General features: G+C 38.7%; 17 protein-coding genes and 1 tRNA gene. 8 read left to right on the top strand and 10 right to left on the bottom strand.

From position 1 onward, the window contains the following. The 5 genes from cggR to ACSG5Z_RS22130 form a co-directional block, all read right to left on the bottom strand. Positions 1 to 1029 carry a gapA transcriptional regulator CggR gene (gene cggR, locus ACSG5Z_RS22150; protein ID WP_001258183.1) on the bottom strand — a complete coding sequence of 343 codons (1029 nt, stop codon included), beginning with the start codon at positions 1027 to 1029 and terminating at the stop codon, positions 1 to 3. Between the two features lie 135 nt (positions 1030 to 1164). Next, entirely contained in the window at positions 1165 to 1410 is a 246-nt protein-coding gene (locus ACSG5Z_RS22145) for a glutaredoxin family protein (RefSeq protein ID WP_435712135.1), read from the bottom strand. A 9-nt stretch (positions 1411 to 1419) separates the two neighbouring features. Next, positions 1420 to 2727, bottom strand: coding sequence for an RNA polymerase factor sigma-54 (rpoN, locus tag ACSG5Z_RS22140; RefSeq protein WP_435712133.1), 1308 nt, complete (start codon positions 2725 to 2727; stop codon positions 1420 to 1422). A gap of 271 nt (positions 2728 to 2998) precedes the next feature. Further along, a complete protein-coding gene (locus ACSG5Z_RS22135; protein WP_435712132.1) occupies positions 2999 to 3295 on the bottom strand; it encodes a hypothetical protein in 297 nt (98 codons plus the stop codon). 180 nt (positions 3296 to 3475) lie between these two features. Beyond that, positions 3476 to 3551 (bottom strand) — tRNA-Arg (locus tag ACSG5Z_RS22130). A 205-nt stretch (positions 3552 to 3756) separates the two neighbouring features. Between ACSG5Z_RS22130 and ACSG5Z_RS22125 the strand changes: the two genes are divergently transcribed. The 8 genes from ACSG5Z_RS22125 (at position 3757) to clpP (ending at position 8340) form a co-directional block, all read left to right on the top strand. After that, the gene (locus tag ACSG5Z_RS22125) at positions 3757 to 3963 is read left to right on the top strand and encodes a DUF1657 domain-containing protein (protein ID WP_000216160.1); all 207 of its coding nucleotides are present in this window, start codon (positions 3757 to 3759) and stop codon (positions 3961 to 3963) included. Positions 3964 to 4056: 93 nt separating this feature from the next. After that, complete coding sequence (locus ACSG5Z_RS22120; protein ID WP_435712130.1) at positions 4057 to 4542, top strand: hypothetical protein; 486 nt, start codon at positions 4057 to 4059, stop codon at positions 4540 to 4542. 29 nt (positions 4543 to 4571) lie between these two features. Further along, on the top strand, positions 4572 to 5048 hold the full coding sequence (gene spoVAC, locus ACSG5Z_RS22115; RefSeq protein ID WP_435712129.1) for a stage V sporulation protein AC: 477 nt from the start codon (positions 4572 to 4574) through the stop codon (positions 5046 to 5048). Further along, positions 5049 to 6065, top strand: coding sequence for a stage V sporulation protein AD (gene spoVAD, locus ACSG5Z_RS22110; RefSeq protein ID WP_087983063.1), 1017 nt, complete (start codon positions 5049 to 5051; stop codon positions 6063 to 6065). It abuts the gene before it with no gap. Then, positions 6062 to 6412: a stage V sporulation protein AE gene (gene spoVAE, locus ACSG5Z_RS22105; protein ID WP_000575919.1), complete on the top strand. Its 351-nt coding sequence runs from the start codon at positions 6062 to 6064 to the stop codon at positions 6410 to 6412. The genes spoVAD and spoVAE overlap by 4 nt, the downstream gene beginning before the upstream one ends. A 9-nt stretch (positions 6413 to 6421) precedes the next feature. Further along, positions 6422 to 6628, top strand: coding sequence for a DUF1657 domain-containing protein (locus tag ACSG5Z_RS22100; protein ID WP_002167398.1), 207 nt, complete (start codon positions 6422 to 6424; stop codon positions 6626 to 6628). A gap of 20 nt (positions 6629 to 6648) precedes the next feature. Next, a complete protein-coding gene (locus tag ACSG5Z_RS22095) occupies positions 6649 to 7518 on the top strand; it encodes a DUF421 domain-containing protein (protein ID WP_435712126.1) in 870 nt (289 codons plus the stop codon). Positions 7519 to 7758: 240 nt separating this feature from the next. Then, positions 7759 to 8340 (top strand): ATP-dependent Clp endopeptidase proteolytic subunit ClpP, encoded by a 582-nt coding sequence (gene clpP, locus ACSG5Z_RS22090; RefSeq protein WP_001049163.1) that lies wholly within the window; start codon positions 7759 to 7761, stop codon positions 8338 to 8340. 477 nt (positions 8341 to 8817) lie between these two features. Here clpP and ACSG5Z_RS22085 read toward each other — a convergent pair whose 3' ends face one another. The 5 genes from ACSG5Z_RS22085 to ACSG5Z_RS22065 all read right to left on the bottom strand — a co-directional run bounded on the left by ACSG5Z_RS22085 (position 8818) and on the right by ACSG5Z_RS22065 (position 12447). Then, positions 8818 to 9066: an HPr family phosphocarrier protein gene (locus ACSG5Z_RS22085; RefSeq protein ID WP_000250305.1), complete on the bottom strand. Its 249-nt coding sequence runs from the start codon at positions 9064 to 9066 to the stop codon at positions 8818 to 8820. Positions 9067 to 9089: 23 nt separating this feature from the next. Beyond that, positions 9090 to 10040 carry a DNA-binding protein WhiA gene (gene whiA, locus ACSG5Z_RS22080; RefSeq protein ID WP_000006569.1) on the bottom strand — a complete coding sequence of 317 codons (951 nt, stop codon included), beginning with the start codon at positions 10038 to 10040 and terminating at the stop codon, positions 9090 to 9092. A gap of 89 nt (positions 10041 to 10129) precedes the next feature. Continuing rightward, the gene (gene mgfK / locus ACSG5Z_RS22075) at positions 10130 to 11083 is read right to left on the bottom strand and encodes a gluconeogenesis morphogenetic factor MgfK (RefSeq protein ID WP_435712123.1); all 954 of its coding nucleotides are present in this window, start codon (positions 11081 to 11083) and stop codon (positions 10130 to 10132) included. A gap of 3 nt (positions 11084 to 11086) precedes the next feature. Next, on the bottom strand, positions 11087 to 11968 hold the full coding sequence (rapZ, locus tag ACSG5Z_RS22070) for an RNase adapter RapZ (RefSeq protein WP_000138461.1): 882 nt from the start codon (positions 11966 to 11968) through the stop codon (positions 11087 to 11089). A 20-nt stretch (positions 11969 to 11988) separates the two neighbouring features. Continuing rightward, positions 11989 to 12447, bottom strand: coding sequence for an NUDIX hydrolase (locus ACSG5Z_RS22065; RefSeq protein ID WP_001190080.1), 459 nt, complete (start codon positions 12445 to 12447; stop codon positions 11989 to 11991). Between the last annotated feature and the right edge of the window lie 131 nt (positions 12448 to 12578).

Raw genomic sequence — 12578 nt, 5'->3', positions numbered from 1 at the left:
TTAAAGGGTAATACCCTTTGTTAACTGTTTTGCTGCACCTTCATCTGTAATTAGAATTGAAGTGTGCCCTTGTTTAATTACAGCCTGTATTGCCTTTGCCTTTGAAGAACCTCCAGCGACTGCAACAACGTGAGATACATGTTGTAAATCCTCAAGTTGCATACCAACTGTTCTTACTTTATGAACAACATTTCCTTGTTCATTAAAGTAGTAACCGAAAGCTTCGCCTACTGCTTCGCTTGCTTGAATCTTTAACCAATCTGCTTCCGAAGTATTTCTGCGACGTGCCATTGTTAACGCATCACCTATTCCATGAATGACGATATTGGAAGATCGAATCAACTCAAGAACTTCTTTCACGGAAGGCTCTGTCACAATAGACGCATATGCTTCGCTACTAACATGGTCTGGAACATACAATAAGCGATAATTACTCATCGTATTTTGTGCCATCTTGGCACAAATGGTATTGGCTTCTAATTCGACACCCTCTCCAATTCCACCACGCGCTGGGACAAATAGCATATGTAAATCTTTGCAATCAAGCTGCATCATGTCCGCAGCAGCAGCTAGCGTAGTTCCTCCAGCCACAGCAACGATATTATTCGCTGTCAGACGGTCTTTTATACAAGTCACACAAGCACGGCCCATCTCCAGTTTGACCCAAGGTGATTCATCACTATCACCAGGGACAACGAAAACTTCATCCAAGTCTAATGTTTCCTTAAGTTGCTTTTCTAAAACCTTTAACCCGGAAATTTCTTTCATAAAGTCTTCCAAAGCAAGAACTAAAGCTGTTCCTTCTTCTGTCAAAGTCATTCCAGAAGAAGCGACGTGAACTAAGTTTTGTTCTTTCAAAACTTGAACTTCACTTCGCAATACTCGTTCTGTCATACCGAGACTTGCTGACAGGTTTCTTCTTCCAATCGGCTGCATGAGCCTAATGTATTGAAGAATTTGCATTCTCGTTTGCATAACAGGTAGCAGATCAGGTAATAATTTTTTTGTGTTCTGAATCCATGAGCGCATATCTTTTCTCCTCACTACATTGGTTCATTTTTCCTCGTGGTCACTTTACGTCCCGTAGTGACATTTTGTGTCCCACATAGGTTAAAAAAATAATCCCTGCTACGTGTATTATTGTAACAGGAGATAGAAACTTATTCAACTCTTAACTGCATTCTTTATATAGTTTATTATGACACCTTTGTGAATGTTACCATATTCTACTTGTTTTCCGCCTATTTCTACCACCGGAATCATTAAGTGATATTTTTCTAAAAGGTCATTATCTTCATATATATTTATTTCCTCGATTTGAAAAGAATATTCACATTGTACTTCCTCTAAAACTTGTTTCGCCTGCACGCAAAGGCCACAACCTTTTTTTGTATACAGTACAACTTTCATATTCTTCACCTATCCGATCGTTTTTCGTAATGATGACGCTGGAATGTGCATTTGTTCTCTATACTTCGCCACTGTTCTTCGAGAAATAACGATTTCATGCTCTTCTTCTAATAATTTTGAAATCTTTTGATCTGAAAGTGGCTTTTTCTTATTCTCCGCCTCAACAAGCGTTTGGATAAATCGTTTCACACGCTTTGTAGAAACTGCTTCATCTTCAGTAGTCGAAATAGCATTACTAAAGAAAGATTTCATCTCAAATAAACCATGTGGTGTTTGCACATATTTATTTCGCGTTGCACGACTAATTGTAGATTCATGCACACTTAACTCTTCCGCTACCTCTTTTAAAGCAAGCGGTTTTAAATATTCTGGACCTTCCCAGAAGAAATCACGTTGTTTTTCCATAATAATAGTCATCACTTGCAGAAGCGTTTGTTTTCTCTGTTTTAAACTGCGCATAATCCACTGCACATGCTGATACTTTTCTGATACATAAGATGCTACTTCACTTTCACTATTATTCAGAAGCGCACTATACTCAGAATGAATTTCAATTCTCGGCATATTTCTCTCGTTCATTTGTAAAACGAGACGATCACCATCTTTTTTCACCGCCATATCAGGCACAATATAAACCGGTTTATCAGAAGAAAACGCAAGACCTGGTTTCGGCTGTAATGACGTAATACAGTTCACCGCCGATTGCAATTCTTCATTACTACACTTCAACACTTGAACGAGCTTTCGCCAATCTTTCTTCACGAAATAAGCGAAGTGATCCTCTATAACCTCTTCCGCTAATCCATTCCGTCTTTGTAAGCGCTTCAATTGCAAAGTTAGACATTCCTGAATATTACGCGCTCCTACCCCTGCTGGCTCGAGTGATTGGACAAGCTCTACAAAGCGGGCGACTTCATGAATCGGTGCGGAAAGGAGATCCGCTAACTCTTCGTTCGTTTCTTGTAAATACCCATTTCCATCCATGTTCATAATAATGAAAGAAGCTATTTTTCGCTCTTCTTCATCTATTTTATAATACTGTATTTGATTTAATAAATGTTGCTGAATCGTTGTTGAATCCACACTGTAGATTTCCATCTGATTCTCGATTTGTTTGCTGGTACTTTTACTGTTGTTAGAGCTCTTTTTCTTCTCCCTCTCAAAACCACCTAACTCAATAAGGGGATTCTCTAACGATTGCTCATACAAAAACTCCGATAATTCTTGTACATTATACTGGAGCATTGTAATCGCTTGCCTTAACTCTTGTGTCATTGCCAAACGTAAGCTTTGTTCTTGTAAAAGACTTGCCTTCAAACTAATCTCCCCCTTGTTTCTATTGTACAATAAGTTTGGTAAAAGGAGAATGCTATCACAGACACCCATTCCAAAATATTATTAATTTATATGTATTAATGAGATTTACAACTTACAACCGAAATTTGAATAATATTGAAAGAAAATAATAGCGCGATAAAATTATTACCACATACTAATAGTAAATATTATTATCAGATATAACAAGTGTTAATAAAAAAGGTCTGCACTTATATTTGTAAGTGCAGACCTTTTTATGCAGATAGATTCATTATGCTTCGTTAAATATAACATCCCCTTCTTCAGCAGGCCATTCACCTTCTAATTCCATGTCGTCTAACATCATTTCAGCCGTAAAGACAATCGCTATTAAATCCTTATGATAGTCTCCGCTAGGCAAATAGTGACTAGGTCCAAAACAACCCCTATCAATTTCTTTATAGTGCAATTCCATATTTAACATAAATTTCAACATTTCATCGCCTGTAATTTCACCAGAATCAGATACAGCAACGGTTCTACGTTCGTTATCCCCTAAAACACTTAAATATCCACTAATTTTACGCACCCGCAATCCCCTCATACTATAATTTTTAGATAATTTTAGTATAAACTCATTATAAAATTAACAGAAGTACCTTGTAGGACCATAACAAAAACCCCCTATACACGATTATTTCTAATCACATACAAGAGGTTGTTTTAAATTTACTATTTATTTTCAACACGTAACACCAACAATACATAACGCGCCCAGAGGGATTCGAACCCCCGGCAGACGTGGTACCGGAAACCACCGCTCTATCCGACTGAGCTATGGGCGCATGATTATAGAAAATACTTCATTTTCTTTTCATAATAATAGCAATAAAATCCATCTAAATCAATAAAAATATCCCTGTAATCCTTTATGTACCTTAGTTAGGAATATATTAACAAATTACTATCCCCTAAAATTCCCAATCATAAATTCACCCCAACTCACAAATTATAACCTTTGAATTGATATTCCAAAGGGGGCTTCATTCAATGACTGTAATTACAAAACTAAAACAAACTGTTTCTGGATTAAAAAGTGCACAAGCTAGCTTAGAGGGATTCGCTCTTGATACGGATAACCAACAAGCAAAGCAACTTTTCCAAACAGCTGCAGAGCAAACACAAACGATTATCGATTCTTTAAACCCACGTGTTGAAGAAGTCCAACAAGAAGAACCACAATACTCACAGCAATAACGGATTAGTCATGCTGTGAAATAGAAAAAGGATGATATGCAGTCATCCTTTTTCTATCACATTACATATTGCAATAGAAATGGAATGATAATCATGCGAAAACTCGGTCTCATAACCGCATTATTTGCCCTTCTATGTAGCTCTTTTACCGGATGTGATAATAGTCCCTTAGATAAAAAAGTGAAAGAAGAAGCAAAACGAACGGAGAAAGAAAAAGGTCCCAAACTAACAAAGACGAGTACGGAATCCTTTAATCAATCTATATCACAAGGAGCCAAGAAAAGGGCTCTCGCTATGGATGAAATTATAAAAAGCACAGCAGTAAATTCAAATTTAGATCTCTACATAGCAGTTCTACCTGAGCATCACGAAAGGTTTGGATTAAAACCTCTGCGTAAGAAGCTTCAAAAGCAGCTAAGTGATGAGCATCCTACTTTCGATGTTCGTGTAAGTACTGATAAAAAAATCTTTATGTTACTCGCAAAGCTTGAGAGCAAAATTAAGAAAAAAGAAGTATCTAAAGACGAGATCAATAAGCAATTAAAACTCATTGGGAAAAAAATGGAGTCTAACACTTAACGCTTTTTAATAGAAAAGGAAGGATCGCAATGTCTAGTAAAGATAAGAACTTAACCCCTGTGCAACAAGAGTATAAAAAATTCGAGCAAGAACGCGAACCGAAGCGCCCTGTCTTGAAAAATTGTATTAAAGCCTTTTTCGTCGGTGGTTTTATTTGCTTCATCGGACAACTCATTTCTACGTTTTATATCACATATTTTGATTTCACTGAGCGTTCAGCAGGAAATCCAACAGTCGCAACTCTCATTTTCATTTCCATGTTACTAACTGGTTTCGGTGTATATGACCGCTTTGGGCAGTTTGCTGGAGCAGGCACAGCTGTACCCGTCACTGGATTTGGTAACTCTGTTATTGCCGCATGTATCGAACATCGAACAGAAGGGTTCGTACTCGGCGTTGGAGGAAATATGTTTAAATTAGCCGGCTCTGTTATTTTGTTTGGTGTATTTTCAGCTTTCGTCATCGCACTTATTAAAACGATTCTCGTTCAATGGGGAGGGCTATAAATGTTACAAGGACACCGAACGTGGGTATTTGAAAACAAACCAGTTATTATTTCGACAGGAGTCGTTGGCGGGCCGTTTGAAGCAAAAGGAAACATTCCAGAAGACTTCGATATCCTTCATGAAGATTTATGGCTCGGCCAGGATTCCTATGAAAAAGCACATAAAATTTTGTTCGAAGAAGCTTGTAGCCGTGCTACTGAAAAAGCAGAACTTCGTAAAGACGATATTCAATTCGTACTTGCAGGAGATTTAATTAATCAAATCACTCCAACAAGCTTTGCCTGCCGCACACTCGGCACACCATATCTCGGATTATTTGGCGCTTGTTCTACTTCTATGGAAGGATTAGCACTCGGGGCAAGCATTGTAAATGCAAAAGGCGCAAAATATTTATTAACTGGGGCATCTAGTCATAACGCTGCTGTAGAGAAGCAGTTCCGATATCCAACTGAATACGGCGGTCAAAAACCGCCTACCGCACAATGGACAGTAACCGGGGCAGGTGCGGCTATTTTAAGCGACACTGGACATGGTCCTAGGGTAACTTCTGCCACAATCGGGCGAGTGATTGATATGGGATTAACAGATCCTTTTAATATGGGTGGTGCGATGGCCCCAGCAGCTGTCGATACGATTGAGGCCCATTTACGCGAACGACAAATTGACGCCTCTTATTACGACTTAATTGTAACAGGTGATCTTGGACATGTCGGTCGCGAAATTGCTTATGACCTACTACATAAACACGGAACAAAAGTAACGAGCGAACAGTTTCAAGATTGCGGCATACTCATTTATAGAGAAGGGCAACCTGTCATAGCTGGTGCTAGCGGACCCGGATGTTCCGCAACAGTCGTGTACGGTCATTTATTAAACCGAATGAAAAGAGGAGAGTTCAAAAAAATACTTGTCGTTGCGACAGGCGCTTTACTATCTCCACTTACATTCCAACAAGAAGAAACGATTCCGTGTATCGCTCACGCCGTTTCGATTGAATTTGGAGGTGCAACGCAATGATTTTTTTCTGGGCTTTCGTCATTGGCGGACTCATATGCGTAATCGGACAACTTATGTTTGATGTCGGCAAGCTAACACCCGCTCATACAATGGCAACACTCGTTGTTGCCGGTGCTATATTAGACGGCTTCAATTTGTATGAACCATTAATTGATTTTGCTGGAGCCGGGGCAACTGTACCTATTACAAGTTTCGGTAATGCCCTCGTTCACGGCGCAATGGAAGAAGCTGCAAAACACGGCATCGTTGGCGTCATTACCGGCATGTTTAAAGTAACGAGCGCCGGCGTATCCGCAGCTATTATTTTCGGCTTCATTGGAGCTTTGCTATTCAAACCGAAAGGATAAGGTGTTCGTATGACAGTTATCGCTAGCGTTAAAACTTGCCTTGCTAGTGTACGGGGAGCTCAAGCAAGCTTAAGTTCCCTTTCACTAAATTCACAGGACGCGGAATCAAAACGCGTATTTCATGAATGTATGTTAGAAATGGACAGCATCATCGCTGATTTACAGAATAGAGTTTCAGTATTAGAACGTGAAGAACCTCAATATAAAGGGTTTTAAGTAGACTGGAGGAAATGACTATGTCTCACCTACCGGAATGGACACTTGTCATCCTTCGCTCTGTATTCATATTAATTATTTTATTCACTATTACAAAGTGCTTAGGAAAAAGGCAAATCTCTCAGCTTTCCTTTTTTGAATACATAGCGGGAATGACAATCGGTGATATCGCTGCTCAAATAGCTACAGGGCTTGATCAAAAGTTTTTCCATGGTGTCTTTGCAATACTTATTTTCGCCTCGGTACCTTTTTTCGTTGGAATTCTTTCCTTGAAAAACAAAACTGCTAGAGATTTTTTTGAAGGAAAATCTACAGTGTTAATAAAAGATGGCAAAGTACTTGAGGATAATTTAAAGAAAGAAAAATACACAAGTGATGAGTTACTTGAACTTCTTAGAGGAAATGGTGCATTCAGTATAGCTGAAGTTGAATTTGCTGTCTTAGAACCGAGCGGAGAATTAAATGTATTATTGAAGAAAGATCGCCAACCACTTACAGCAAAAGACGTTGGCTTAAAAGTACCGAATGAAAAAGAACCACAAACTGTTATTATGGATGGCAATGTCTTAGATGAACCTCTATCCTCTAGTGGACATAACCGCGCTTGGTTACATTCTGAACTAGAAAAGCTCGGTGTTGTTATTGAAAATGTCTTTCTCGGTCAAGTGGATTCATACGGACAACTTACTATCGACATTTATAATGACAAACTACAAATGCCTTCTCCTCAAAACAAGCCTTTATTATTAGCATCTTTAAAAAAATGTCATGCTGATCTTGAACTATTTTCCCTAGAAACAAAGTCGAAATCAGCGAGCGAAATGTATAGTAAAAATGCGAAACACATCGAAAAGATTTTAAATAAAGTAACCTATCTTTTAAAAGAATAGATATCACAAGAACGCTTCAGTAAAAAGGCGTTCTTTTCTTTTTACTACAGATTTCATGACGTTTAAATTTATGTAATTCGGTTATGATGTTGAAGATACATAAGCAGGGAATTTCAAAAACATAGCGAATAATTCATGGTACAACTACATATTTTTTTGATTTAAAGTGGTTTCGTTTGACCTTTATTGACCATAATTGTATTATAAGACTAAGAAAGCTTTAGAAGGAGGAAATAACAGATGAATTTAATTCCTACAGTAATTGAACAAACAAATCGTGGAGAACGCGCTTACGATATTTACTCTCGACTATTAAAAGACCGCATCATTATGCTTGGTAGTGCAATTGATGACAACGTAGCTAACTCAATCGTTTCCCAGCTTTTATTCTTGGAATCTCAAGATCCAGAAAAAGATATTCACATCTACATCAATAGCCCTGGTGGTTCTATCACAGCAGGTATGGCAATTTACGATACAATGCAATTTATTAAACCACAAGTATCAACAATCTGTATCGGTATGGCTGCATCTATGGGTGCATTCTTACTTGCAGCAGGTGAAAAAGGAAAACGTTATGCACTTCCAAACAGTGAAGTAATGATTCACCAACCACTTGGCGGAGCACAAGGTCAAGCGACTGAAATCGAAATCGCTGCAAAACGTATCCTATTCTTACGTGAAAAACTAAACCAAATTCTTGCTGACCGCACAGGTCAACCACTTGAAGTACTACAACGCGACACAGACCGCGACAACTTCATGACAGCTGAAAGAGCTCTAGAATACGGCTTAATCGATAAGATCTTTACAAATCGTTAATACTTAAAAGCGGAAGCGGCTCGTTCAGAATCGCAGGGCGATGGAGCCCCTGATTCCGAGGCGCTTTTTGCCTCGAATGAAGGGGCGAAACGACCGGAGATTCTAGCCGCTGGAGCTGGATATAACTAAAAGCGGAAGCGGCTCGTTCAGAATGGGAGGAGGATGGAGCTTCTGACAAAGAGGTGCTTTTTACCTCGTCGGAAGAAGCGAAGCCACCGACCATTCTAGCCGCTGAAGCTGGATATAATTAAAAGCGGAAGCGCTCTATAATTGGGCGCTTCTTTTATATATTGTTCCCCGCTCACATATCCCACCTAGTATACCCCTAAATATATCGGCGATTATTTTAATATATCGACGATTCGACACAACTTATCGACTTACCGACAATCCTCGACAAGCACGCGCCCCCTACATACCCGACTCCCAACACCAAATAACAAAACAAAAAAGCTATCGCACATGCGCGATAGCTTCTTATTGTATATATGCAGCTAATGCTTCTAAAGCTTCTTCTGCATCTGAACCTTCTGTTGTAATTGTTATCATGCTACCAGTTCCAATTGCTAAGCTCATAATCCCCATTATGCTCTTTGCATTCACTGTCTTTCCATCTTTCTCGATGAAGATATCCGCATGAAAGCGATTGGCCTCTTGTACAAACAACGCAGCCGGACGTGCTTGTAAACCGTTTTTTAATGAAACCTTAACTCGTTTTTGAACCACAGCTCCATTTCCCCTTTAACCTCTTATTTTTTTGCTACCGCTTCCCCCGCGCGTAATTTCTCTGCAATCTCATCGATTTTACGCAAACGATGATTAATACCCGATTTACTAATTTTCCCCCCGGATACCATCTCGCCTAACTCTTTCAATGTTACATCTTGATAATCTCTTCGTAATTGTGCAATTTCTCGCAGTTTATCTGGTAATATATCAAGGCCAACTGTCTCATCAATATAACGGATATTTTCAATCTGCCTTAGCGCTGCACCAATTGTTTTATTTAAATTGGCTGTTTCGCAGTTCACTAAACGATTTACTGAATTACGCATATCGCGAACGATTCGAATGTCTTCAAATCTTAAAAGTGCATTATGAGCGCCTATAATATTTAAAAACTCCGTAATCTTTTCTGCTTCTTTTAAATACGTAATGTACCCTTTTCTTCTTTCCAACGTCTTACTATTTAAATCAAATCCGTTCATCAATTCACATATAGCATCATTATGTTCCTTATATAACGAAAAGACCTCTAAATGATAAGATGATGTTTCTGGGTTATTTACTGAACCACCTGCTAAAAATGCACCTCGTAAATATGATCGTTTACAACATTTCTTCTCGATTAATTCCTGGGATATATTTCGAATTAACGAAAAGTCGTCTCGAACAATATGAAGATCAGCTAATATTTCGCGAGACTTCTCAACAAGCCGCACAATATATACATTATTTTTCTTCAATCGCATTTTTTTACGAACAAGTAATTCTACCGTCACGTCATATCCTTTTTTCAAAAGCGTATAAATCCTTCTTGCGATTGCCGCATTCTCCGTTTGAATATCGATAGATAGACGACGGTTTGAAAAAGAAAGCGATCCGTTCATTCGAAGTAACGCTGATAATTCTGCTTTCTCACAGCATTCCTTCACCTCAAGATTCGTTAGCTCTTTCTTTGTTTCTGATGCAAATGACACAGTCAACACCTCCTTATACGATTACTTTGGAACAAAAATCTTGTCCTATATGAAATGATGAGCGTTACCTCAAACGAGGCAACGCACATCTACAACAGTGAATATAAAATAGAAGCTAGTTTTAATGTATCGTGCCTTACAACACGATCATCATACTTCGCTAATTGATCTTGAATGACATCAATATTGCTCTCTGTAAAACGCTCTTCATCTACTACAACTGGTGCCGACATTTCTTCCTCATACAACTGACGTAATTCACAAGGAATATCACGGTTATTTACAATTGCAGTATCGATAAATGGTTTACCTAAATGATCATGTAACGCCTGCACATGGTCAAACGCAGTATATCCCATCGTTTCACCAGCTTGCGTCATAACATTACACACATATACCTTCTTCGCTTTTGCAGCAAGAACAGCGTCCCCGATTTTGTTAACAACTAAATTCGGTAATATACTCGTATACAAACTTCCTGGACCAAAAACAAGTAAATCAGCTCGTTTAATCTCAGCCAACGTTTCATGTAACGGCTCTACATCTTCTGGAGTTAAAAAGACGCGGTTAATCTTCTTCCTAGAATAAGGAATCTTTGATTCACCTGTTACAATTTCTCCATCTTCTAGTTCCGCATGAAGTACCGCACTTTGGTTCGCTGCAGGTAACACACGTCCTCTGACATTTAACACTTTACTCGTTTCCGTAATCGCATGGAAGAAGTCTCCTGTAATCGAGGTCATACCCGCTAATAATAAATTTCCTAACGCATGACCTTTCAGCCCGTCTCCCGTTGTGAAACGATGCTGAAATAAAGCTTCCACCAGCGGCTCTACATCTGATAACGCAACAAGTACGTTACGAATGTCACCTGGGGGTGGAATTTCGAGCTCATCACGTAATCTACCTGAACTGCCACCATCATCAGCGATTGTAACAACTGCTGTAATATCAACTGGATATTGTTTTAATCCTCGTAATAAAACAGAGAGTCCAGTACCGCCTCCCATGATAACAATTTTAGGTTTTCTCTCTTTTTTCATCCCTTAATGGCCCTTTCTCTTCTCCACATCACGATGAGATACATGAACGCTATACTCTGGTTTCAAATGTTTCCCAAGGTATTCTGTAAGCGTAACAGAACGATGCTGTCCACCTGTACATCCAATTGCAATTACAAGTTGACTCTTGCCTTCTCTTTTATAATGAGGCAGCATGAAAGTAATAAGATCCGTCAATTTTTCTAAAAACTTATGTGTCTCATTAAATTTCAGCACATACGATGAAACTTCTTCATCTAGTCCTGTTAATGGCTTCATATGTGGAATGTAATATGGATTTGGTAAAAAACGAACATCAAATACTAAATCTGCATCAATTGGAATACCGTACTTAAATCCAAACGACATAACATTTACACGAAATGCTTGCTCAGTTTCAGTTGAAAACAGATGAACAATTTTTTCACGTAATTCTTTCGGTTTTAAATCCGATGTATCCAGCACAATATTCGCTCGTGCCTTCATATCAGTTAATAAGCCACGCTCCATCTCAATTCCCTTTAACGGCAAACCAGTTGGTGCAAGTGGATGCGAACGTCTCGTTTCTTTATAACGAGTTACAAGCGTGCCATCTTTCGCATCTAAGAATAAAATATGAGGAATAATCCATGTACGTTCTGATAAATCATCAAGTGCTCCCCATAAATGTTCGAAAAACTCTCGGCCACGTAAATCAACGCCAAGTGCTACTTTATTCATTTTCCCTTTTGAATCCGCCATAAGTTCAATAAACTTCGGCAATAACATCGGTGGTAAATTATCTACACAGAAATATCCTAAATCTTCAAAACTTTGTAAAGCTACTGTCTTTCCAGCTCCAGACATTCCTGTAATAATTACCATTTTTATATCATTATTCTCTGTCATCGTATCCTCTCCTTGACGGTTTAACTCGGATCTAATCGATATGAAAGCAACTCAAAATCTGGGGTATATACAAATGTACCGTAGATTATGCCATTTCCTTTAATTAAATAATCAATAATGTGATAATCTCCTGGTGCCATTGCTAAATCATCAATTTTGTCAAATGTATGCCAACCAATGATGCCTTCTTCGCTCTCTAGTTTGTTTTCTCCTGCAAAATCTGTCGCTAAAAAGGAGAACATCATCCATTCAGAAACAACTTTATCACCTTCTTGGATGACAAAGGTGAAGACCCCTTTTAACGCTGGGTTCTTTAAATAAATACCTGTTTCTTCACGATACTCGCGAACAACGGAATCTCTTACTGTCTCACCACGCTCCATTTTCCCGCCTGGTGCAACCCACCAATTTCGGCGAGGTTTTTGGAGTAAGAGTACTTCATTATCTCTAATTAACACACAGTTTGTCACTCTTTGCATGTTTCTTCACCTCAGCTACTTGCAGTAAATTGCTCACTGCATACTCATTTCATTATACTATCAAAAACAGTTTGCTACAACGAAGGAGCCAGTCCTCTTTCGCTAAGCACATGCTACTCAACAATTTTAAA

The organism is Bacillus pretiosus, from assembly GCF_051294775.1.
Lineage (GTDB): Bacteria > Bacillota > Bacilli > Bacillales > Bacillaceae_G > Bacillus_A > Bacillus_A wiedmannii.
This window is presented reverse-complemented; position numbering and strand designations above follow the sequence as displayed.